General features: G+C 71.1%; 17 protein-coding genes and 3 pseudogenes. 12 read left to right on the top strand and 8 right to left on the bottom strand.

Going from position 1 to position 21932, the window contains the following annotated elements; translation table 11 throughout:
• Positions 1 to 15: 15 nt before the first annotated feature.
• The 4 genes and pseudogenes from ACFY16_RS13995 to ACFY16_RS13980 all read left to right on the top strand — a co-directional run bounded on the left by ACFY16_RS13995 (position 16) and on the right by ACFY16_RS13980 (position 7634).
• On the top strand, positions 16 to 1536 hold the full coding sequence (locus tag ACFY16_RS13995) for a glycosyl hydrolase family 28 protein (RefSeq protein ID WP_390647346.1): 1521 nt from the start codon (positions 16 to 18) through the stop codon (positions 1534 to 1536).
• The gene (locus ACFY16_RS13990) at positions 1533 to 4688 is read left to right on the top strand and encodes an alginate lyase family protein (RefSeq protein ID WP_390647345.1); all 3156 of its coding nucleotides are present in this window, start codon (positions 1533 to 1535) and stop codon (positions 4686 to 4688) included. Before ACFY16_RS13995 ends, ACFY16_RS13990 begins: the two co-directional genes overlap by 4 nt.
• Positions 4689 to 4715: 27 nt before the next feature.
• Positions 4716 to 5941, top strand: a pseudogene (locus tag ACFY16_RS13985) (alginate lyase family protein).
• 112 nt (positions 5942 to 6053) lie between these two features.
• Entirely contained in the window at positions 6054 to 7634 is a 1581-nt protein-coding gene (locus ACFY16_RS13980; protein WP_390647344.1) for a carboxylesterase/lipase family protein, read from the top strand.
• Between the two features lie 71 nt (positions 7635 to 7705).
• Here ACFY16_RS13980 and ACFY16_RS13975 read toward each other — a convergent pair.
• From ACFY16_RS13975 to mmuM, 4 genes and pseudogenes are all read right to left on the bottom strand, one after another.
• Positions 7706 to 7807: pseudogene (locus ACFY16_RS13975) on the bottom strand (hypothetical protein); the annotation flags it as partial.
• A 176-nt stretch (positions 7808 to 7983) separates the two neighbouring features.
• Complete coding sequence (locus ACFY16_RS13970) at positions 7984 to 9567, bottom strand: amidase (RefSeq protein WP_390647343.1); 1584 nt, start codon at positions 9565 to 9567, stop codon at positions 7984 to 7986.
• A complete protein-coding gene (locus ACFY16_RS13965) occupies positions 9567 to 9890 on the bottom strand; it encodes a hypothetical protein (protein WP_390647342.1) in 324 nt (107 codons plus the stop codon). Before ACFY16_RS13965 ends, ACFY16_RS13970 begins: the two co-directional genes overlap by 1 nt.
• Before the next feature lie 62 nt (positions 9891 to 9952).
• A complete protein-coding gene (gene mmuM, locus ACFY16_RS13960) occupies positions 9953 to 10894 on the bottom strand; it encodes a homocysteine S-methyltransferase (RefSeq protein ID WP_390647341.1) in 942 nt (313 codons plus the stop codon).
• Positions 10895 to 10943: 49 nt separating this feature from the next.
• On the opposite strand from mmuM, the gene ACFY16_RS13955 reads away from it, so the two are divergent.
• The 4 genes from ACFY16_RS13955 (at position 10944) to ACFY16_RS13940 (ending at position 14984) form a co-directional block, all read left to right on the top strand.
• Positions 10944 to 11087 carry a hypothetical protein gene (locus tag ACFY16_RS13955; protein WP_390647340.1) on the top strand — a complete coding sequence of 48 codons (144 nt, stop codon included), beginning with the start codon at positions 10944 to 10946 and terminating at the stop codon, positions 11085 to 11087.
• A gap of 9 nt (positions 11088 to 11096) precedes the next feature.
• The gene (locus ACFY16_RS13950; RefSeq protein WP_390647339.1) at positions 11097 to 12215 is read left to right on the top strand and encodes an aminoglycoside phosphotransferase; all 1119 of its coding nucleotides are present in this window, start codon (positions 11097 to 11099) and stop codon (positions 12213 to 12215) included.
• Between the two features lie 251 nt (positions 12216 to 12466).
• Positions 12467 to 13573, top strand: coding sequence for a family 43 glycosylhydrolase (locus tag ACFY16_RS13945; RefSeq protein ID WP_390647338.1), 1107 nt, complete (start codon positions 12467 to 12469; stop codon positions 13571 to 13573).
• Between the two features lies 1 nt (position 13574).
• Positions 13575 to 14984, top strand: coding sequence for an RICIN domain-containing protein (locus tag ACFY16_RS13940; protein ID WP_390647337.1), 1410 nt, complete (start codon positions 13575 to 13577; stop codon positions 14982 to 14984).
• A 6-nt stretch (positions 14985 to 14990) separates the two neighbouring features.
• Here the strand turns inward: ACFY16_RS13940 and ACFY16_RS13935 are convergent, their stop codons facing one another.
• Together ACFY16_RS13935 and ACFY16_RS13930 are read right to left on the bottom strand one after the other, a co-directional pair.
• A complete protein-coding gene (locus ACFY16_RS13935; RefSeq protein WP_390647336.1) occupies positions 14991 to 15164 on the bottom strand; it encodes a hypothetical protein in 174 nt (57 codons plus the stop codon).
• A 47-nt stretch (positions 15165 to 15211) separates the two neighbouring features.
• A pseudogene (locus ACFY16_RS13930) lies at positions 15212 to 15505 on the bottom strand (rhamnogalacturonan lyase B N-terminal domain-containing protein); the annotation flags it as partial.
• Between the two features lie 195 nt (positions 15506 to 15700).
• Between ACFY16_RS13930 and ACFY16_RS13925 the strand changes: the two are divergent.
• The 4 genes from ACFY16_RS13925 (at position 15701) to ACFY16_RS13910 (ending at position 19598) form a co-directional block, all read left to right on the top strand.
• Positions 15701 to 16780 carry a rhamnogalacturonan acetylesterase gene (locus tag ACFY16_RS13925; protein ID WP_390647335.1) on the top strand — a complete coding sequence of 360 codons (1080 nt, stop codon included), beginning with the start codon at positions 15701 to 15703 and terminating at the stop codon, positions 16778 to 16780.
• A gap of 85 nt (positions 16781 to 16865) precedes the next feature.
• Positions 16866 to 18557 (top strand): DUF2264 domain-containing protein, encoded by a 1692-nt coding sequence (locus tag ACFY16_RS13920; RefSeq protein ID WP_390647334.1) that lies wholly within the window; start codon positions 16866 to 16868, stop codon positions 18555 to 18557.
• A 95-nt stretch (positions 18558 to 18652) separates the two neighbouring features.
• On the top strand, positions 18653 to 19021 hold the full coding sequence (locus ACFY16_RS13915; RefSeq protein ID WP_390647333.1) for a VOC family protein: 369 nt from the start codon (positions 18653 to 18655) through the stop codon (positions 19019 to 19021).
• Between the two features lie 139 nt (positions 19022 to 19160).
• Positions 19161 to 19598 carry a hypothetical protein gene (locus ACFY16_RS13910; protein WP_390647726.1) on the top strand — a complete coding sequence of 146 codons (438 nt, stop codon included), beginning with the start codon at positions 19161 to 19163 and terminating at the stop codon, positions 19596 to 19598.
• Between the two features lie 53 nt (positions 19599 to 19651).
• Here ACFY16_RS13910 and ACFY16_RS13905 read toward each other — a convergent pair whose 3' ends face one another.
• Both ACFY16_RS13905 and ACFY16_RS13900 read right to left on the bottom strand, forming a co-directional pair.
• Complete coding sequence (locus ACFY16_RS13905) at positions 19652 to 20236, bottom strand: TetR/AcrR family transcriptional regulator (protein WP_390647332.1); 585 nt, start codon at positions 20234 to 20236, stop codon at positions 19652 to 19654.
• Positions 20237 to 20373: 137 nt separating this feature from the next.
• Complete coding sequence (locus ACFY16_RS13900) at positions 20374 to 21702, bottom strand: jacalin-like lectin (protein ID WP_390647331.1); 1329 nt, start codon at positions 21700 to 21702, stop codon at positions 20374 to 20376.
• Between the last annotated feature and the right edge of the window lie 230 nt (positions 21703 to 21932).

The raw sequence follows: 21932 nt of genomic DNA, 5'->3' as shown, positions 1-21932 counted from the left end.
CGCAAGGAGTCCTGCATGAACACGCCACTGTCCCGCCGCACCGCCCTCCAGGCCGCGGGTGCCACCGTGCTCGCCGCCGGTCTGTCCGGCACGACGGCCACAGCGGCCCACGCGGACGACGACAACTCCGCACCCAAGCTGGTCACCTACCCGCGCCCGGCCGCCATGCCGACCAACACCAGCTTCAAGGTGAGAGTCCGCACCGCTCCCGACGGCGAGTGGCAGACCCTCGACATCTGGCGGCCGCAACTGGAGGAGATCAACGCCACCACCGGCTCCGGCAAGGTCTACAACACGTCGATGGTGTACTTCGACTTCTGCGACTCCGTCGAGATCGAGGTGACCTACCTCAAGGGTGGCACCACCAAGGCCAGGGTGAGACCGGACGCGCTCGGCATCACGCCCGAACTCCTCGGCGACACCCTGCGCTTCACCCTCGACGAGCCGCGCGACGTCGTCGTCCAGGTCAACGACGAGATCTTCGACTGCCTGCACGTCATCACCAACCGCGTGGACCGGCACCCGCCCGCCGAGGACGACCCGGACGTCATCTACTTCGGCCCCGGCGTGCACACCGTCACCGGCAACGTCCTCAGCGTCCCCAGCGGCAAGACCGTCCATCTGGCCGGCGGCGCCGTACTGAAGGCCCAGGTCTTCTTCAAGGACGTCGAGAAGGCCCGCCTGACCGGCCACGGCATGCTGTACGCGGGCCCCGGCGGCGTCCTGTGCGAGGGCAGCAAGAACATCCGCGTCGAGGACGTCATCATCATGAACCCCAACGGATACGCGGGCACCTTCGGCGAGAGCGAGAACGTCCACGTCAGGAAGGCACGCTCGTTCAGCTCCAAGGGCAACGGGGACGGCTTCGACGTCTTCTCCTCCACCGACGTCGTCTTCGACGGCTGCTTCATGCGCAACTCCGACGACTGCTTCGCGATCTACGCCCACCGCTGGGACTACTACGGCGACACCCGCGACATCACCATCCAGAACTGCACTCTGTGGGCGGACGTCGCGCACCCGATCAACGTCGGCACGCACGGCAACACCGACGCCCCCGAGGTCATCGAGAACCTGGTCATCAAGAACCTCGACATCCTCGACCACCGCGAACCCCAGATGGGCTACCAGGGCTGCATCGCGCTCAACCCCGGCGACTCCAACCTGATCAAGAACGTCCGCATCGAGGACGTACGGATCGAGGACTTCCGCTGGGGCCAGGTGATCCACATGCGGGTCATGTACAACACGAAGTACAACACCTCGGTCGGCCGTGGCATCGAGGACGTCTACGTCAAGAACCTCAGCTACAACGGCACCCACGCCAACCCGTCGCTCTTCCTCGGCTACGACGCCGACCACGCCATCAAGAACGTCACCTTCGAGAACCTGGTGATCAACGGCACGGTCGTCGCCGACTCGATGAGGAAGCCCACCTGGTACTACACCACCGACTCCGTGCAGTGGTACTACAACGAGCACGTCCTGAACCTGAGGTTCCTCACCACCGCCGAGGCGGAGGCGGCCGCGCAGTGAGCCCGATCAGCCGCCGCGGCCTGCTGAAGTCCTCCACGGCGCTGCTGCTCGCCGCGGGCACGAACTCCCTGTTCGTGCCCGCGGCCCGGGCAGCCGACGGCGCCACGGACTCCGCCTTCGCGTTCACCCACCCGGGCCTGCTGCACACGACCGCCGACCTCGCCCGCATGAAGGCCGCGATCGAGGCCCAGCAGTCCCCCATCCACGACGGTTACCTCGCCCTCTCGGCCCACGCCCGCTCACAGGCGACGTACACCGTCCAGAACACCGGCCAGATCACCTCCTGGGGCCGCGGCCCCTCCAACTTCATGAACCAGGCCGTCGCCGACTCGGCCGCCGCCTACCAGAACGCCCTGATCTGGTCCGTCACCGGCGACCGCGCGCACGCCGACAAGGCCCGCGCCATCCTCAACGCCTGGTCGGCGTCCCTGACCATCGTCACCGGCGCCGACGGCCCGCTCGGTGCCGGCCTCCAGGGCTTCAAGTTCGCCAACGCGGCCGAACTGCTGCGCCACACCGACTACGACGGCTGGGCCGACGCCGACATCGCGCGCTGCGAGCGGTCCTTCCTGGACGTCTGGTATCCGGCCGTCTCCGGTTACATGCTCTACGCCAACGGCAACTGGGACCTGACGGCAATCCAGACCGTCCTGGCCATCGGCGTGTTCTGCGAGGAACGCACCCTCTTCGAGGACGCCCTGCGCTACGCCGCGGCCGGTGCCGGCAACGGCAGCGTCCCGCACCGGGTGGTCAGCGCGTCCGGTCAGGGCCAGGAGAGCGGCCGTGACCAGGGGCACGAGCAACTCGCCGTCGGTCTGACGGGCGACGCGGCGCAGGTCGCCTGGAACCAGGGCGTGGACCTCTTCGCCTTCGACGGCAACCGCATCCTCGCGAACGCCGAGTACGCCGCCCGCTACAACCTCGGCGGCGACGTCCCCTTCGCTCCCGACCTCGACCGCACCGGCAAGTACATCAAACAGGCCGTCTCGACGACCGGACGCGGCACCCTGCCCCCGATCTACGAGATGTACTACGCCCACTACGCCGGCATCCGCGGTCTCGACGCCCCGTACACCAAGGCCGCCGTCTTCCGCGGCACCGGCGGCGCCCGCGTCGTCGAGGGCGGCAACGACGACCTGCCCAGCTGGGGCACCTTCGCCTACGCCGGCGCGACCTCGCCCACCCCCACCCCCACCGTGCCGGTGCCTCCGGCGGGCGTGACGGCGGCCGGTGACGACAAGGCCGTCACGGTGGCCTGGCTGCCGTCCGCCTGGGCGAGCGAGTACACCGTCCGACGGGCCACTCGCCCCGAGGGCCCGTACGAGGAGATCGCCTCCGGGGTCGTCGCGCCGACGTACACGGACAAGGGCGTGAACCCGGGCCGGACCTACCACTACACCGTCACTGCCGCCAACTCCCTCGGCGGCAGCCCCGATTCGAGTCCGGCGACTGCCGTGTCGGGCCTCCCCGCGCCCTGGTCCAGCCAGGACGTGGGGGAGGTGAGGATCCCCGGCTCCGCCGACTTCGACGGCGAGCGCTTCGTGCTGGAGGCTTCCGGTACCGCCGATGCCCACCGCCTCGCGTATGTGCCGTTGCGTGGCGACGGCACGGTCACCGCGCGGATCGTGTGGCCGCTCAGCTCCCAGTACTCCAAGATCGGTGTCACCGTCCGGGCGTCCCTCGACGCGGACGCGGCCCACGCCTCGATGCTGATCCAGGGGCTGCCGCTGCACACCTGGAGCGGGGTGTGGACGGTACGCCCGCGGGCCGGGGCGCCGGTGTCGGCGACCGGCAGCACCCCGGTACCGCCGTCCCAGCAGGAGGCCATCACCAGCAAGGCCTCCTTCCCGATCTCCGACCTCGGTGCGCTGCCCGAGTCGGCGACGCCCTTGGATGCGCCGTACGTGGAGGGTGCGGGCGACGGTTACCGGCTGCGGGCGCCGTACTGGGTGCGGGTGACCCGCAAGGGCCGCCGGTGTACCGGGGCCGTCTCTGCGGACGGTATGCAGTGGACCGTAGTCGGTAGGAGCGAGGTTGACGGTATGTCGCACACTGCATACACCGGCCTCACTCTCGCCTCCTGCCTGGGCGTCGACGCGGAGTACGCCGAGACCGGCGTCGGCGCCTTCGACAACGTCAGCGTCACCGCGGAGGACGGCGACGTCTGGCGCGTGCCGCGCCCCACCCGCACCGCCGACGACCTGCGGGCCACGACCGCCACCGACGGTGTGGAGCTGGCCTGGACCGACCCGGACCTCTCGGCCCGCTACACCGTCCTGCGCTCCACCCGCGCCCACGGCCCCTACGAGACCCTCGCCACCGGCGTCGGCGCGGTCGGCTTCGGCACCCGCATCCGGTACGCGGACGCCACGGGTACGCCAGGGACGGCGTACCACTACGCCGTGGCGAAGACCAACGCCGGTGGCCGTGGGCCGCGTTCGGCGACGGCGAGCGCGCCGATGCCGACCGGCACCGCCCCCGTCGCCGCCGCTGTCCCGACCACGACGACCACGACGACGACCGCCGACGCCGAGGCGGCACCCCTGCCCGCCCCCTGGACCCACGGTGACCTCGGTGACGTGGTCAAGGACCGGCGTGCGTTCGGCACGCTCGGCGTGGTGGCCGTGCTCACTCCCGGCGACGCGACGTACGCGGACGGGACCTTCACGGTGCGGGGCGCCGGTGTCGATCTCAACGTCAACTCCCAGGGGATGACCGGTCAGTTCGTGCGTCGGTCCGTCACCGGCGACTGCGAGATCACCGCCCGCCTGGTCTCCCGCGGCGGGGCCACCGCCGACCGGGTCGGGCTGCTCATGGCCAAGTCGCTGTCGCCGTTCGACCAGGCGGCGGGGCTGATCGTCACGGGCGGGAGCAGCGCTCAGCTGATGGTGCGCCCCACAGTGGCGGGCGCCTCCGCCTTCTCCGGGACGACCCCTGTCCAACTGCCCTTGTCGCTACGGCTGAGGCGCACCGGTACCGCCTTCACCGCCTCTGTCTCCACCGATGACGGTGCCACCTGGAGCCTCCTCGCGCAGGGGTCGGTCCCCGGCTTCGGTGACGCCCCCTACTACGTGGGCCCGGTGGTCTGCTCCCGCAGCCCCCTCGCCCTCTGCACCTCCGAGTTCGACGAGGTGAGCATCACCACGACCTGATCCCCCCACGGACGGGAGAGCACCGCAATGAGCCGCACATCCCCCCACCTCCACCGGCGCGTGAGCCGCCGCGGTCTGCTGAAGACCGCCGGCGGTCTCACCGTCGCCCTCGCCCTCGGCACGGCTTCCGCCACCGCCGCCCCGGCGACCTTCACCCACCCCGGCATGCTGCACAACTGGGGCGACATCAACCGGGCCAAGGTCAGGTCGCCGCCGGCACCGACCCCTGGCTGTCCGGCTGGAACAAACTGACCGCCAACTCCCACGCCCGGTCCACCTGGACGCCCAACCCCCAGGCCACGATCATCCGGGGCGGCACGGGCGAGAACTACGGCATCCTCTACAACGACATCGCCGCCGCCTACCAGAACGCCCTGCGCTGGCAGGTCGGCGGCACCGAAGCCAACGCCCGGTGCGCGGCGGACATCCTCAACGCCTGGTCGTCGACGCTCACCACGGTCACCGGCAACGCGGACCGCTTCCTCGCCGCCGGCCTCTACGGCTGGCAGTTCGCCAACGCGGCCGAGCTGATGCGCGACTACGACGGCTTCGACCTCGCCGCCTTCCAGCAGATGATGGCCGACGTCTTCTACCCCCTCAACAACCAGTTCCTCACCGGCCACAACGACGCCTGCATCACCAACTACTGGGCCAACTGGGACCTGTGCACCATGGCGTCCATCATGGCCATCGGGATCCTCACCGACGACGGCACCAAGTACGACCAGGCCGTCACCTACTTCAAGTCCGGCGCCGGCAACGGTTCCCTCGCGCACGCGGTGCCGTACCTCTACACCGACGACGACGGCTACGCCCTCGGCCAGTGGCAGGAGTCCGGTCGCGACCAGGGCCACTCCGTGCTGGGCATGGGCCAGATGGGCGCGATCTGCGAGATGGCCTGGAACCAGGGCGACGACCTCTACTCGTACGACGGCAGGCGGTTCATGAAGGCCGCCCAGTACGTCGCCAAGTACAACCTCGGCTCCGACGTCCCGTTCACCACCTACACGTGGGGCAGCGGCCAGAACTGCGCCCAGCAGTCGCAGACCGCGATCTCCGCCGCCTCCCGCGGCCAGGTCCGTCCCGTCTGGGCGATGCTGCACTACCACTACAACCGGCGCCTGTACCTGGACGACAAGTACATCTCCCAGATGTGCTTCTCGGTCGCCCCCGAGGGCGGCGGCGGGGACTACGGCTCCACCAGCGGAGGCTACGACCAGCTCGGCTTCGGCACGCTGATGTACGCCAAATAGCCCCGTCGTACGCCGAACGGCCCTGAAGCGGCCTCGTGCACCGGAATACCTCGCGCCGCTGTGGTGCTCTGGTCCTACCGGTGCACGAGCACGGCGAAGGGCTGGTGGGCGCATGACAGCAGGCCAGGCAGACCCCGTGGTCAGGACCCCCTACGGGGCGGTACGCGGCAGGTACGAGCGGGGGATCGCGGTGTTCCGGGGCATCCCGTACGCCGCACCCCCCTTCGGCCCCCGCCGGTTCCGGCCGCCCGTGCCGCCCGAGCCCTGGGACGGCGTACGCGATGCGGGCGCCTTCGGCCCGACAGCGCCGAAACCGCCGTACTCGGAGGCCTTCGCGCAGTACCTGTCCGACCCGGTCCTCCCGGGCGAGGACTGCCTCAACCTGAACGTCTGGACGCCGGAGCCGGGCCCGGGTGCCCGACTGCCGGTGATGGTGTGGCTGCACGGCGGCGCGCTGACCCGCGGCTCGTCGGCCGTGCCCGTGTACGACGGGCACCCCTTCGCCCGGGACGGGGTCGTGCTCGTCTCCGTCAACTACAGACTGGGAGTGGAAGGCTACGGACTGTTCCCGGACGCCCCCGCCAACCCCGGCCTGCGTGACCAGCTCGCCGCGCTGCGGTGGGTGCACGAGTCGATCGAGGCGTTCGGCGGCGACCCCGGCCGGGTGACGCTGTTCGGGCAGTCGGCGGGCGCGATCAGCATCGGCGCGCTGATCGCCGCCCCGCAGGCACAGGGGCTGTTCCGGCGGGCCGTGCTGCAGAGCGGGCCGCCGGAGGCCGTCGAGCGGGACAAGGTGCGGCGCGTCGTCCGCCGGATGGCGACCCGGCTGAAGATTCCCGCGACCGCCGAGGCGTTCGCCGCCGTCGACCGCGCGTTGCTGCTCAGGACCCAGGCCGAGGTCGGCCGCCTCAGCAGCCCGGTCCTGGGCGGGCCCGCCTTCGGCATCGTCGTCGACGGCGACCTCGTGCCCCGGGACCCCCTGGAGGCTCTGGTCGAGGGTGCCGCCGCCCCGGGAGCCGACCTGCTCCTGGGCTGGACCCGCGACGAGTACCGGCTGTGGCTGGTTCCGGGCGGGCTGCTGGAGCGCGTCGACCGGCTCGGACCGGTCGCCCTGGCCGGCGCCATGGCCCGCTGCCGCTGCGGCAGCGAGGTGGTGCGCGGCTACCGTGCCCTGCACCCCGACGCCGGCACCGCCGAGATCGTCGGCCAGCTGGTCACCGACCACCTGCTGCGGATCCCGCTGCACCGCCTCGCCGACGCCCGGCCGGGCTCGTCGTACGTCTACGAATTCGCGTGGCCCTCGCGGCTGCCCGGCCTCGGCGCCTGCCACGCCCTGGAGCTCGGCTTCGTGTTCGACACCGGCGATGTTCCGGAGTCGCGCAAACTCGCCGGAGAGGGTGCGCCGACGGAACTGGCCGACGCGATGCACGCGGCCTGGGTGCGGTTCGCCGTCGAGGGTGACCCGGGGTGGCAGGCGTGGGACGCCGCACATCCTGTGCAGATTTTCGGCGACGGTAGCCCGCATATTGCATACGGACCGCGGGATGCCGAGCGCGCCCTGTGGGCGGCCGACGTCAGAGCTCCGGAGTGCACACCCGCATCCGAGCCTCCTCCCGGTTGGCCCACGCGCGGCACGGAACTGCGGTCAGCGGTACGGCGGCTCCGTCGCAACGGCGGCGTCCGTCGGCACTGATCGCCCGCACCCCGCCCAGCAGATCCGGCGCATGACGGACGACGGACGGTCAGGAGAGCGTCCGACGGCAGCGTCAGGTCGTCGAAGCGGACGCCCGACGGCCGGGCGACGCCCTCCAGGCAGTACCCGAGCGGCCCGCGCTCCACGGCGACGCGGCCGCGGGCGGCGGCCACGCGCGGCTCGGGATCCGCCGGAGCCTTCTGCGCGGTGACGGTGATCCGGGCCTCCCACGGGTCTCGGGCCGCCGCCACCGAGTCCCGCACCACCACGTTCGAGCCGGGCGCTGCCGCGCGTGCGGCTGCCGGGACGGGCCCAGGACCGGACCCACCCGGCACCGCTGCCGGGATGCCTACGCCGACGTCTCGGCCGCCTCCTCGGCCGACACCCGAGGCCGTGCGGCGGGCGCCAGCCGCAGCCGGGTGCCCGCTGTCGGGTCCGCCGGGCGACGGGTGTGCCAGTCGGTGACCGCCTGGTGGGCGGCGGCGACCTCCAGCAGCCGGTCCTCCTCGTACGGCTGGCCGCCGAGGATCGCTCCGACGGGGACGCCGGCGTCGTCGAACCCGATGGGGAGGGCGAGTTCGGGCAGCCCGAGGATGTCGAAGGGGACGGGGCCGGTCTGGAGGACCACGTCGCAGGTGTCGAGCACGCCGTCCAGTACTTCGCGCAGCAGGTGGTTCTTGGCCCGCTGAGCGGTGATCCACTCGTCGCCCGACAGCATCAGACCTTGGAGCCAACTCAACAGTGAGACACCGAACTTGGCCGGGTCGTCGCGCAGCCAGTGCCGGAAGGGCTCGGTGCGTTCGGCGAGCCGGGCCGCGTTGAACGTGCCGGTGAGCAGCGTCCAGTCGTCCGGGTGGACGACATCGACGAGTGTCACGCCCGGGATCGCGTCGAGTCGGTCGAGGAACGCGCCCCGCACTTCCTTCTGGGCGGACAGGAAGTCGGCGGGCACGCCGATTCTCGTGGCCCGTCGCAGGCGGACCGTGCCGCCGCGGGAGATGACCGGGGTGGCAGCCCTGATCAGGTCCGGAACGGCCGGAAGTCCCAGCGTGCGCGGATCGTTCGGGTCCGGTCCGGCCATGACCTGGAGCATGATCGCCGCGTCCAGGGCGTCACGGGCCAGCGGCCCCGAGTGGTCCCGGGTGAACGACAGCGGGATGACGCCGTGCACCGACACCCGGCCCATGGTCGGCTTCAGCCCGGTCAGGTTCTGCTGGTTGGACGGCAGCACGATCGAACCACCGGTCTGTGTCCCGATCGACGAGGAGGCGAGCCGCGCGGCGACAGCGCAGGCCGGGCCGGTCGAGGAACCGCCCGGATCGACCGCCGGGTCGTCGGGCGTCCAGGCGTTGACCGTGGTCACCGTGCCGTTCGGCGTCGTGGCGCGGGTGGTGGCCAGCGGGCCCATCTGCCCCTTCCCGAGCAGGATTCCGCCGGCTGCCTTCAGTCGCGCCACGGCGGTGGCGTCCTCGTCCGGGACGAAGTCCGCAAAGATGTACGAGTTGCACCGGGTGGGCACGCCCCGCGTGAAGTAGTTGTCCTTGATGCACAGGGGGATGCCGCGCAGCGGGCCGCCGCCCGATCCCCGGTCGGACTTGTCCGCCTTGCGGGCGGCCTGCAGTGCCGCGTCCGCGGTGACCTCCGCGTACGCCTGGTAGGTGGAGTCGTGGCGCTCGATGCGGTCCAGGTACGCCTGGACGAGCCCGGTCGACGTCAGCTTTCCGCGCCGCATCAGGACCGCGGCCTCGGCGAGGGTGGCCTCGGACGGGTCGTCCAGGGCCGCCGGCCGTACGTCGATGTCGGGGACGCGTACGGAGGGGACGCCCGCAGCGGGCGCTGCCGATGCCGCGGTCGCCGTCCCCAGCGAGACTCCGCTCGACGCCAACGCCGCCGAACTCGCCAGGAAAACACGCCGGTTGAGAGGTCTGCTCATCACGCGCCCGCCTTCCCGGTCCATGCCTCGGTGATCGACGGGTACAGCAGCGGGGGAGAGGCCTGCTGTGCGGACGCGGGACTGTCGGCGGGCGGTGTCCAGCCGGCTATCGCCCCCGGTGTGGACGCCACGAACGACCTCAGAGAGGCGATGACTTGGGCCCGCGTCGGTACTCCTGTCGCGGGATCGGCCTGCTCGGGCAGCAGGGAGAGGTCGAACCCGGCGAGTGCGAGCCGGGTCCGTACATATGTGTCAAGCTGGTCCTGAGTGGGCGGCTCGGTCACAACGGCCTCCATGATCGGCGACGGGTACGGGGACTTCATCACCGGTCGATGAAGTCCCTGTTGACGCCGTGCTTCACCGGAGTTACCGCGCAAGTGCTCCCCTACCGCACGCGATTCAGCGTCCCGGCGATCGAGGCGATCGCCTCGGGGCCCACCCGGCAGCAGCCGCCGATCAGCCGTGCCCCGGCCGCCCGCCAGCCCTCCACCTGTCCGGCGGCGAAGGAGGAGCGGCCCGTCCAGGCGCGTGCCTCGGCGTCCCAGACCTCGCCGCTGTTGGGGTAGACCACGACCGGCTTGCCGGTGACGCGGGCCGCCGTCTCGACGGCCGCGGCCACGTCCTCGGGGGCGCAGCAGTTCACGCCGACCGCGATGACCTCGTCCGCCTCGGCGGCCAGGGCGAAGGCCTCCTCCAGCGGTTGCCCGGCGCGGGTACGGTCGCCGGCGACGGCGTACGACAGCCAGGCCGGTACCCCGAGCCCGCGCACCGCCCGCAGCAGCGCCCGGGCCTCGTCGGCGTCCGGGACCGTCTCCAGGGCGAGGACGTCGGGACCGGCGGCGGCCAGTACCTCCAGGCGGGGGCGGTGGAAGCGTTCCAGCTCGTCGACGCTCAGCCCGTAGCGGCCCCGGTACTCGGAGCCGTCCGCCAGCATCGCCCCGTACGGGCCGACCGACGCGGCCACCCACAGCGGACGCGTCACGCCCTTGGCGCGGGCCTGCCGTGCCGCCTCGCGGGCCAGTTCCACGCTCAGCCCGAGCAGCCGGGCCGCCTCCTCGCGGTCGACACCGCGCTTGCCGAAGCCCTCGAAGGTGGCCTGGTAGCTGGACGTGATCGCGACGTCCGCGCCTGCCTCGAAGTAGGCGAGGTGCGCCTCGGTGATCGCCTCGGGCCGCTCGGCGAGCAGCCGCGCCGACCACAGCTCGTCGCTGAGGTCGTGCCCGGCGGACTCCAACTGGTTGGACATGCCGCCGTCGAGGACGACGGCGCGGGCGGCGAGGGCCTCGGCGAGGGCTCCGGAGACGGGGGCAGGGGAGTCGCTGGTCATGTCACGACGCTAGTCGAAGGGCCGGAAGACAGCCGTGTGCGGCCGGAACATGAACAGATCGACCACCATGTGGGACGACGGGTACGGTCGCGCTCCTGCCCGTCCCGCTTTGCTGGTCCGCGACCTGGTCGTCGCCGCCCTCTCCTGCGAGGAGAGCGAAAAAGGCCGGGAGACCGGAAGGCCCGCCGCCTAGGCTTGGCGCGTGACCGAAACCGCTGCCGCCGTTCCGGACGCCGAGGTCCGCGAGATCCTCGGTACCGGGCCGGACCGGGTCGTCGTCGAACCTCTCGTCCACAACCACAAAAGCGGCGTCACCGCCGGCGTGTGGCGGGTGCGCGCGGGCGCCCGCTCGGCCGTCCTGAAGCTCCTCACCCAGGCCAAGGAGACCGACGCCCGCTGGGCGGCCTCGGACGACCCCCGGCACTGGAACTTCTGGCGCCGCGAGGCGTACGTCTACGAGTCCGGCATCGCCCGGCTCTGGGAGCCGTACGGCATCCGCGCGCCCCGACTGCTGGCCTGCGTCGAACGCGCCGACGGCGACGTGGCGCTGTGGCTGGAGGACGTACCGGGCGAACCCGCCACCGCCTGGCCGCTCGCCCGGCACGTCGAGCACGCCCGCCGCCTCGGCGCCGCCCAGGGCGCGACGCCCGCCGCCGACCAGCCCTGGCTGAGCCGCCGCTTCCTGCGCCGGTACATCGGCGGCCACACACCCGGCCAGGAACTCCTCGACGACGACGAGGCCTGGCAGCAGCCCCTGGTCCGCGACCACTTCCCCGCGGACCTGCGCCGCGACATGGTCCGCCTGCACCACGACCGCGCGTGGTTCCTCGAGGTCATGGAGGCGTTGCCGCGCACCTTCAGTCATCTCGACATGTGGCCGGCGAACATCCGGTCGCACGGCGGGGACTCGGTCGCCTTCGACTGGGCGTTCGCCGGCGACGGCGCGCTCGGCGAGGACCTCGGCAACTACCTCCCCGACTCCGTCTTCGACCTGTTCGTCCCGGCCGCCCGGCTGCCGGAGTACGCCGCGGACGCGTACGACGCCTACGTCCAGGGACTGGTGGACAGCGGTTGGCGCGGCGACGAGCGGCTCGTACGGCTCGGGCTGTGTGCCTCCGCCGTGAAGTACGACTGGCTCACCGCCCTGATGCTCGCCCGAGCGGGCGAGGAGCAGCTCGACTACGGCGGTCGCCGTGAGGTCTCCGCCGAACTGCGCTACCGGGAGCGCGGGTCGACCCTTGCCTTTCTCGCCGGCTGGGCCGCCGAGGCCCGTGCGCTGGCGCCTCGACTGGGCTTCCCGGAGGCACCGAGCGGCCGCTGACGGCCAGTCGTCAATTCCACTGCGCCGCATGCCGCCCGTTCCCGCGACGCCCGCCGGAGCGGGTGCGCCGGGCCGCCGGGACCAGCAGCCCGCCCCGTAGTGGCGAGGACCGGGGTTCGGCGACACTTTTCGTCCCGTCCGACCCGTTGACCTGCCCGTGACACGCCCATACCTTTTCGCCGTTCGTAATGACAGATGCTGTTCGCTATACCGAACGGTCTCGTGTGTCCCCCCACCGAGAGGCAGCCCGCATGAGTCGCGACCACGATCTGCCCCAGGACCGTCTGCCCCAGGTTCCCAGCCGGCGACTGCTGCTGAAGGGCGCGGCCGGCGCCACCGCCCTGGGGGTGGTCCCCGTCGTCCCGGATGTCGCCCAGGCGGCGACGCCCGCCGTGCCCCCGAAGGTGGCCCCGTACGTGAACCCCCTCGTCGCCCAGCGCGCCGACCCGCACATCCACCGCCACAGCGACGGCTCCTACTACTTCACGGCCACCGTCCCCGAGTACGACCGCATCATCCTGCGCCGCTCCCGCACCCTGAACGGTCTCACCACCGCCCCCGAGTCCGTCATCTGGCGTGCCCACACCACCGGCAGCATGGGCGCTCACATCTGGGCGCCGGAGCTGCACCGCATCGACGGCAAGTGGTACATCTACTTCGCCTCCGCGCCCGTCGAGGACGTGTGGGCGATCCGTATCTGGGTCCTGGAGAACTCCCACCCCGACCCCTTCAAGGGCACCTGGGTGGAGAAGGGCCAGATCAAGACCGCCTGGGAGACCTTCTCCCTCGACGCCACCACCTTCACCCACCGGGGCACCCGCTACCTCGTCTGGGCCCAGCACGAGCCCGGCATGGACAACAACACCGCGCTCTGGCTCTCCGAGATGGCCAACCCCTGGACCCTGACCGGACCCCAGATCCGGCTGACCACACCCGAGTACGACTGGGAGACCGTCGGCTACAAGGTCAACGAGGGCCCGTACGTCCTCAAGCGCAACGGCCGGATCTTCCTCACCTACTCCGCCAGCGCCACCGACCACCACTACTGCGTCGGACTGCTGACCGCCGACGCCGCCGGTGACCTCCTGGACCCGGCGAACTGGACCAAGTCCCCGACCCCCGTCTTCACCAGCAACGACACGACCAAGCAGTACGGGCCGGGCCACAACTGCTTCACCGTGGCCGAGGACGGCCGCACCGACGTCCTCGTCTACCACGCCCGCCAGTACAAGGAGATCACCGGCGACCCCCTGAACGATCCCAACCGCCACACCCGGGTCCAGAAGTTCGGCTGGAACCCGGACGGCACCCCCGACTTCGGCGTCCCCGTCGCCGACACCGTGAAGGAGAGTGCGTGAGATGAGACGTGCGTACGCCATCCTGCTCGCCGTGTGTTGTGCCCTCGCCGGCGCCCTGGTGACCGCCGGCCCCGCCCAGGCGGCGGCCCAGACGATCGCCAACGGCACGCAGTTCACGGACACGTCGGGCGCCGCCGTGCACGCGCACGGCGGCGGGGTCATCAAGGTCGGCTCGTACTACTACTGGTTCGGTGAGGACCGCAACGCCGACAACACCTTCCGGTACGTGGACGCCTACCGCTCCACCGACCTGAGGAACTGGGAGTTCCGCAGCCACGTCCTCACCCGGTCCAGCGCCTCCGAACTGGCCACCGCCTACATCGAGCGGCCCAAGGTCGTCTACAACGCGTCCACCGGCAAGTTCGTGATGTGGATGCACAAGGAGAACGGCACCGACTACAGCGAGGCCCGCGCCGCGGTCGCCGTCTCGAGCACCGTCGACGGCAGCTACACCTACCAGGGCAGCTTCCGCCCGCTCGGCTCCTACATGTCCCGGGACATCACCACGTTCGTCGACACCGACGGCACCGGCTACATGGTCTCGGCCGCCAACGAGAACTACGACCTGCACATCTACAAGCTCACCGCCGACTACACCGGCATCGCCGGCCTGGTCGCCAACCCCTGGGCCGGCGGCCACCGCGAGGCCCCGGCCCTGTTCAAGCGGGGCGGCGTCTACTTCATGCTGACGTCGGGCGCCACCGGCTGGAGCGCCAACCAGCAGCAGTACGCCACCGCGACCTCCCTCGCCGGCCCCTGGACCTCGATGACCAACGTCGGCGACTCGACGGCGTACGGCTCGCAGACCGCGTACGTCCTTCCCGTCCAGGGGACCTCGGGCACCTCGTACCTCTACATGGGCGACCGCTGGGGCAACTCCTTCGGCGGCACCGTCAACGACTCCCGCTACGTCTGGTTGCCGCTGACCTTCCCGACCACGACCTCGCTGTCGATGTCCTGGTCCCCGGAGGTCGCGGTCGACACGGCCGCCGGGACGGTCACCGGCACGAGCGCCACCTACAACACGCTGATCGCCCGGCACAGCGCCAAGTGCGCCGACGTGGCGAACCAGTCCCTCTGGCAGGGCGTCGCCATCAGCCAGTACACCTGCAACGGCGGCGGCAACCAGAAGTGGTGGTTCAAGGACCTGGGCAGCGGCTACTACGCGCTGGTGGGCCGGGGCAGCTCCCTGTGCCTGACGGAGAATGCCACCGACGTCACCCAGGAGAACTGCACCGGCGCCACCACCCAGCAGTGGTCGGTGACCGCCTCCGGCAGCTACGTCCTCGTCAAGGCCCGCGCCACCGGCGAGTGCCTGGACGTGTCCGGCGCGTCCACCGCCAACTCCGCCGCGATCATCACGTACACCTGCAACGGAGCCACCAACCAGCAGTGGACGCGCGGAACATGAGGGGCGTCAGGCCGGCAGGTCGATCGCGTCGATCGACATGCCCGCGCTGAGATAGGACGTCGTCCCCGAGCCGCTCACCACGTTGATCTTCAGCACGTTGTACTGGCCGGTGTCCGTGAGCCAGGCACTGGCCGGGATGTTGTACGTGAACGTGACGTTGTTGCCCCGGTACGAGCCCACGGTCAGCGACCGGGTGCTCGGCTGGGTGGGCGGTGAGGGGACGGCCGAGTCACCGTGGAGGTGCCGAGGCCGGACTCGACGTGCGAGTTCTTGCCGCCGTAGCCCTGGTACTCGGTGCCGCGGTACACGAGCGAGGTCAGGTCGCCGTTGGTCTTGCCGACCTTGAAGACGAGGTCGGCGCCGGTGTCGACGACATAGTTGGAGCCGTCGTCGCTCCAGCCGAAGCCCGCCGCCGACGCGGTGGTGGCGAGCGGACCGGCGAGGGCGGCCGAACCGGCGGCGGCCGCGGTGCCGAGCACGAAGGTACGGCGTCGGACCGGTCTGTTCACGGATCCGGACATGGGGGGTGCCTCCTTCGGGAGGTGGTGTGGGGGTGCGGGTGTGTGTGAGAGTGACAGTTGAATCGATTTCGCGAAAGGGCTTTCAAGCACTCCCAGTTGGCAATCTTGTGAAATGCGGCCAGGAGCTAGAAAGCGCTTGCCGAGAGCGGTACGGTCCAGCCGCCAGGCCTTGTCGCCGTGACGGAGGAGCCGCAAGTGAGACGTTTCAACATCGCCGTGCTGGCGGCGATGACGCTGACCGCCACCCTGTCCGCGGTACCCGCCCAGGCGCATGACGGGCAGCGCCCGCTCGGCATCGACAACTGCACCGCCACCGCCTGCCACTTCGACGTCCCGCCCGGCACGTACGACGTGCAGGTGCTCCTCGGCGGCGACGCGGAGTCGAAGACGAGCATCAGCGGCGAGACCCGGCGCTCCCTCCTGCCGGAGACCGCCGCGGCGGCCGGCGAGCACGTCGCCCGCAGTTTCACCGTGAACGTCCGCACACCGGAGGGCGAGCCGACGGGAGTCGAGGGGACTCCCGGCCTGGACCTGGCGATCGGCGGCACGGCGCCCGCGCTGGCCGGCATCAGGGTCACCCCGGCCGTCCCCCACTCTCGGCTTCGTTCGAGCGGGGGGACCCCCATCGCCCGCCAGATCTTCCTGGTCGGCGACTCCACGGTCTGCGACCAGCCCGGCGACCCCTACTCCGGCTGGGGCCAGCAGCTCCCGCAGTACCTGCGCAAGGGCGTCTCCGTCGCCAACTACGCGGACTCGGGGGAGAGCACGGTCACCTACCTCCAGAACCCGCGGCTCTGGGCCACCGTCCAGCCGCTGATCCGCCCCGGCGACCTCGTCCTGATCCAGCTCGCCCACAACGACAAGACGACCGACGAGGCGACCTACCGGGCCAACCTGGAGACCCTGGTGGCGGGCGTCCGGGCGAAGGGCGGGCAGCCGGTCCTCGTCACACCCGTCGTGCGGCGCTGGTTCAGCTCCGACGGCACGCTGAACAACGGCACGGCCCTGCTGGTCAACGGCCTCGGTGTCGACCACCCGGCGGTCATCCGCGCGGTCGCGGCCGCCGAGGACGTCCCGCTGATCGACCTCACCGCGAAGACGAAGGCGCTGGTGGAATCGCTGGGCGTCGAGGGATCCAAGGCGATTTATCTCTACAACGAGAAACGGGACAACACGCACACCTCCGCGCACGGCGCCACGGTGTACGCGGGCCTGGTCCGTGACGAACTCGTCGCCCGGCATCTGGTGCCGAAGGGCAAAGTCCGGGTGGGATGAGCAATGAGCAGCCGATGACACTCCTGGGGTGTCTCGACCGGAACCGGGACGCCCCAGGCCCCTGCCTGAACGAAAGACACCACTGATGCACCTGCCCCCGCCCGACCGCACCACCGCCCCCCGCACCGGCTACACCCGCGCCCACTGGGAAACGGCCGCCGACGCCCTGCTCGCCGCGGTGGAGCCGTACGCCACCGAGGACCGCGCCCTCTACCACCTCCCCGGTGACCACGAGAGCTGGTCGGGCCGCCTCTCCGACGGCCTGGAGGGCTACGCCCGTACCCTGCTGCTGGCGGCCTTCCGCCGGGACGAGACCGCGCTCGGGCGCTACGCCGAGGGCCTCGCGGCGGGCGTCGACGGCGTCTGGCCCCGGATCGAGGACCGCGGCCAGCCCCTCGTCGAGGCGGCCTCGATCGCCCTCGCGCTGCGGCTGACGCGGCCGCTGCTGTGGGACCGCCTGGACGACGCCGTACGACAGCGGGCCGCAGACTGGCTGGCCGACGCGCTGACGGCGGAAGCCTGGCCGTGCAACTGGGAGCTGTTCCCGGTGACGGTCGGCGGATTCCTCCAGGAGATCGGTCACGAGCCGGACGCGTCCCGCAAGGCGATCGACCACGGCCTGGAGCGCATCGAGGAGTGGTACGTCGGCGACGGCTGGTACACCGACGGCGACGGACGCAAGTTCGACTACTACAACGGCTGGGCGATGCACCTCTACCCTGTGCTGCACGCCTGGCTGGCGAAGGACGACCGGCTGCTGGAGCTGTACGGGAGCCGCCTCGAACGCCATCTCGCCGACTACGCCCGCCTGTTCGGCGGAGACGGCGCCCCGATGCACCAGGGCCGCTCCCTGACGTACCGCTTCGCCACGACGGTCCCGCTGTGGCTGGGGGCGCTGACGGGCCGTACGCCGCTGTCGCCGGGTGAGACCCGCCGACTGGCCTCGGGCGCGCTGAAGTACTTCCTCGACCGGGGCGCGGTCGACTCCCGCGGCCTGCTGACCCTGGGCTGGCACGGCCCCGACGAGGCGGTTCTGCAGGGGTATTCGGGCCCGGCGTCCCCTTACTGGGCGAGCAAAGGGTTCCTGGGCCTGCTCCTTCCGCCCGACCACGAGGTGTGGACGGCGGCCGAGGAGCCGGGCCCGGCCGAGCGGGCGGACGAGGTCACGACCATCGCCGCCCCCAACTGGCTGCTGCAGTCGACGAGTTCGGACGGCCTGGTCCGCCTCCACAACCACGGCAGCGAGGACGTGCGCTACGACCCCTACTACACGCGTCTCGCCTACTCGACCGTGACGGCGCCCTCGGCGACGTACGACAACAGTGTGATCGTCGGCGACGATCCGAGCCGCACCGGTATCGAACCGCTGGGCGTGGGCGACGGCTGGGCCGCCTCGCGGCACACGGCGGGCGGGGGAGCACGGGTGACCAGCCTCGTGCTCGCGCACGGGGCGACGGAGGTGCGGGCCCATCTCGTCGCGGGAGCGGAGCCCGGTACGGCGGTGCGCGTGACCGGGTGGGCGGCGCCGGACGGCGTCCGTGCCGAACTCCTGCCCGCCGTCGGACTCACCGACGAGCTCACCGGCGTCACCGGCGAGGGCGCCACCCTGTTCGTCGCGCTGGCCCGGCTGACCGCCGAGCCGGAACCGGCCCCGCTGGCCGAGTCGGTGTCCGTGCGGGTCGAGGGGGAGGGGGTGCTGGACATCAGCTGGAGCGGGGGGTCCGGGGCGCGGGTCCGCGTGGACGAGCGCGGAGCCGAGGTCACCGCACGGGACTGAGCGGTCCCACCTGCCGGCCCGTGCGTCCATTGGTTGCCGCCGGGCCGGAAGGTCGGTGTTGCCCTGGTTCACAGACCTCCACAAGAATCCCTCGCATGACATCCGCGATTCGCCACGTGACCATCGACTGCGCCGACGCCTACGCCCTCGGAACCTTCTGGTCCCAGGTCCTTGACCTGCCCCTGCACGAAGACGACCACCCCGGCGACGCGGCGGCGCTGATCGAGGACGCGGGCCTGCTCTTCATCACCGTCCCGGACGCCAAGACCGTCAAGAACCGCGTCCACCTGGACCTCCAGCCACAGGACCGCACCCGCGACGAGGAGGTCGAGCGGCTGCTCGCGCTGGGCGCGAAGCTGGTCGGCGACCACCGGAACGAGGACGGCACGGGGTGGGCGACGCTGGCCGATCCGGAGGGAAACGAGTTCTGCGTGGAGCGGAGTGCGGGGGAGCGCGGAGACTGAAGTGCCGGGGCGACCTGCGTCCCACGCCGCCCCGGCCCGCCCCGTCCTGGATACTTCGGCCGGCGCCGAAGAGATGCGCACCTAGCGTGCACGTGTGACCGACACCTCGCAGAAGACACCCGCTCAGGCCGTCACCGGCATGGTTGACCACGTGCTGGCCCTGGCCACCACCTGGACCGCCTGGGACGGCAGGCCCGCCCACGTCGACGATCGCGTCTACACCCCGCACAAGGCGATCCGCCGGGTCGCCGACCACCTGATCGACCACTTGGCGGAGATGGAGGCCAGGCTGGCCGGCGAGCGGCCCCGGCCCGACCACTGGCACGCCTCGGCCACCACCACGGAGGCGGACCTCGCCCCCTTCACCCAGGAGGACCTGGACGAGGCCCGCAGCCGCCTCGTGCGGCTCGCCCGGATCTGGGCCAACCGCCTCGACGCCCTCACCGACGAGCAGCTCGACGCCTCGCCCGGCGAGGGCTGGGGCTTTCGTGAACTCGCCCTGCACCTCCAGGAATCGACGTACTACGCCGACGCCGTGGGCGACCTCTCGGCGACGAGCCCCGTCATCGCTTCGTAGGTGCGGGCGAGGCGGCGGTGGTGCATGAGCGGAGACCGTCCACGAGGTGGAGGTCAGTCATCGTCCCTCTCCTCGCGGGGCCAGTGCTCCAGCGTCACGTGCAGGGCGTCGACGGCGCGGTCCCATGACTTCTGTACGTCACGAGGGGCGCCGAAGCCGCCGGCGGCCTCCAGGGCGCAGTAGCCGTGGAAGGTGCTGCGCAGCAGGCGTACGGCGTCGGTGAGGTCGGGTTCGTCGAGGTCGTAGGCGCGGAGCATGCCGTAGGTGATCTCGGCGGTGCGGCGGAGGGCGGGGGAGTCGGCGATGAGGGACTGGTCGATACGGATCTGGGTGGCCGCATACCGGCCAGGGTGCTGGAGGGCGTACTCCCGGTAGGCGCCCGCGAAGGCGGCCAGCGCGTCCTTGCCGGCGCGCCCGGCGACCGCCGCCGCGATCCGGTCGATCAGCTCGCCGCCCGCGAGCAGCGCGACCCTGGTGCGCAGGTCCTGGAGGTTCCTGATGTGCGAGTACAGGCTCGCGTCCTTCACCCCGAAGTGCCGGGCCAGCGCGGACACGGTGACGTTCTCGAAACCGGCCTCGTCGGCGAGAGCGGCGGCGGCTGCGACGACCCGGTCGGTCGTGAGTCCGGCACGGGCCACGGGGACTGCCTCCGCATCACTGGGGCTCCGACCTGGAGAGTCAAGGTCGGAGCCCAGTGTATGCAGTCGTCCGTCAGGGCAGGGTTTCGAGGAACTCCTCGACGGCCGCGCAGAACTCCTCCGGGCACGTGGTGGGATCAGCCGATCGGCGCGTACAGGACGCCCAGTTTGTCGATCTCGTCGCCCGCGCGGCCCGTGAAGCCGACGATCTGCCGGCCGGACGGGGCCGTGAAGGTCTTCGTGTCGGTCGTGGCCGTACCGGCGGACAGGGTGCGGCCCTTGTCCGTGGTGAACGCGGCCGAGAAGATCCGGGTCCAGCCGTTCTTCTGGCCCTCTGTCAGCTTCACCGAGGTGAGGTGTTCGCCGGACGCCAGGGTCAGGGACGTCGCCGTGCCGCCCGTGCCGCCGTGGGTCAGCGTCGTCCCGGCGTCGTGCGTCAGCGACACCGCGTCCAGACGGGCGCCGCCGCGCAGGGTCAGCGTGCGCGGGGAGAGGACGGCGGGCAGGTCGTCGGCGTCGTTGAAGGCCGTGCCGTGCGGACCGCCGAAGAAGTCGCTTGCCTGCAAGGTGGAGTCGAGGGCGTAGGAGAAGTCGACTGTGTGCGGGAAGTGGTCGGAGAGGTTGCCGCCCGAGGAGTCCAGGAAGGACGCCCACTCGTCGTTGTAGCGGGTCGCGTTCAGGGTCAGCAGCTTGCTGCCCCGGTAGAAGACCTTGTCCACCACTTCGCAGTCGTTGGTCGGTGCCGTCGTCGGGCACAGCAGCGCGTCCGCGCCCTGCGTCGGCCGCGTACCGCCCTTCACCAGCTTCACCCACGCGTCCGTCAGACCGTTCTCGTCGGCCAGTGTGCGGATGTTGTCGCCGGTGCGCGTGTACCGCGTGTTCGTGTCGCCCATCACGATCACCGCGTTGCCCGCGGAGTTCGCCTGGATGAAGTCGGAGAGCTGCTCGACGTTGGCGCGTCGGGCGGCCAGCGCGTCGTCCGTGTCGTCCGCGTTGGTGTGGACGTTGTAGAGGTCGACGAAGACACCCTCGGCGAGGCGTACCCGGGCGAGCGTGAAGCCCTTCGGGGTCAGGCAGTTGGTGCCGGTGCAGTTGTTCCACTTCACCCGCTCGAAGTCCTCGAAGGGGTGGTCGGAGAGGGTGTTGAGGCCGTCGCCTATGCCCGCCCCGCCGCTCGTCGCCGTGCGGTACGGGTGGTTGTCGCCCGCGTACAGCGCCGCGTGGTAGTTGAAGTCCTCCTGGACGTTGACGATGTCGTACGCCGCCAGGCGGGGTGATATCAGCGGGGTGTTCGTCTGCGGATTGCCCGAACTCAGGCCCTCCGGGAGGCCCGCGACGTTGTACGTCAGCACGTTGAACGAGCCGGTGGCCGTCGCGTCTGCGGCCGCGGCGGGTGCCGAGCCGGTGGCGGCCAGGCCGGTGACGGCCAGTACGGCGGCAGCGAGGGTGCCGAGGAGTCTTCTCATGGTGGGGGTGTCTCCGGTCGGGGGGAGGGAGGAAGGGGGTAGGGAGAGGGGGCAAGGAAGATGAACGCTGCTCAGGTTTGATGGCAATCAGTGTGACGGGCAAGCGCAGTTGGGGAAACAGTGGGAGACGGGGCGATCCGCCGTGCCCGGGTCGTTCCCCGCTCACCCCACGGTCGTTCAAAGTTCAGGTTTCGCGTGGATTCTCCACAGGCGGCGCAGAGGTGGCGCGG

Origin of the sequence: Streptomyces sp. NPDC001315 (assembly GCF_042896175.1) — a bacterium.
Lineage (GTDB): Bacteria > Actinomycetota > Actinomycetes > Streptomycetales > Streptomycetaceae > Streptomyces.
The sequence above is the reverse complement of the archived record's forward strand: the minus strand, read 5'-3'. Positions and strand labels throughout refer to the sequence as shown.

Bases quoted from the DNA above. Each gene is read 5' to 3' on its own strand.
- ACFY16_RS13900 (WP_390647331.1), bottom strand. From the start codon at position 21,702: ATGAGAAGACTCCTCGGCACCCTCGCTGCCGCCGTACTGGCCGTCACC.
- ACFY16_RS13970 (WP_390647343.1), bottom strand. From the start codon at position 9,567: ATGAGCAGACCTCTCAACCGGCGTGTTTTCCTGGCGAGTTCGGCGGCG.
- ACFY16_RS13965 (WP_390647342.1), bottom strand. From the start codon at position 9,890: ATGAAGTCCCCGTACCCGTCGCCGATCATGGAGGCCGTTGTGACCGAG.
- ACFY16_RS13940 (WP_390647337.1), top strand. From the start codon at position 13,575: ATGAGACGTGCGTACGCCATCCTGCTCGCCGTGTGTTGTGCCCTCGCC.
- ACFY16_RS13980 (WP_390647344.1), top strand. From the start codon at position 6,054: ATGACAGCAGGCCAGGCAGACCCCGTGGTCAGGACCCCCTACGGGGCG.
- ACFY16_RS13910 (WP_390647726.1), top strand. From the start codon at position 19,161: ATGGTTGACCACGTGCTGGCCCTGGCCACCACCTGGACCGCCTGGGAC.
- mmuM (WP_390647341.1), bottom strand. From the start codon at position 10,894: ATGACCAGCGACTCCCCTGCCCCCGTCTCCGGAGCCCTCGCCGAGGCC.
- ACFY16_RS13920 (WP_390647334.1), top strand. From the start codon at position 16,866: ATGCACCTGCCCCCGCCCGACCGCACCACCGCCCCCCGCACCGGCTAC.
- ACFY16_RS13915 (WP_390647333.1), top strand. From the start codon at position 18,653: ATGACATCCGCGATTCGCCACGTGACCATCGACTGCGCCGACGCCTAC.
- ACFY16_RS13955 (WP_390647340.1), top strand. From the start codon at position 10,944: ATGAACAGATCGACCACCATGTGGGACGACGGGTACGGTCGCGCTCCT.
- ACFY16_RS13945 (WP_390647338.1), top strand. From the start codon at position 12,467: ATGAGTCGCGACCACGATCTGCCCCAGGACCGTCTGCCCCAGGTTCCC.
- ACFY16_RS13995 (WP_390647346.1), top strand. From the start codon at position 16: ATGAACACGCCACTGTCCCGCCGCACCGCCCTCCAGGCCGCGGGTGCC.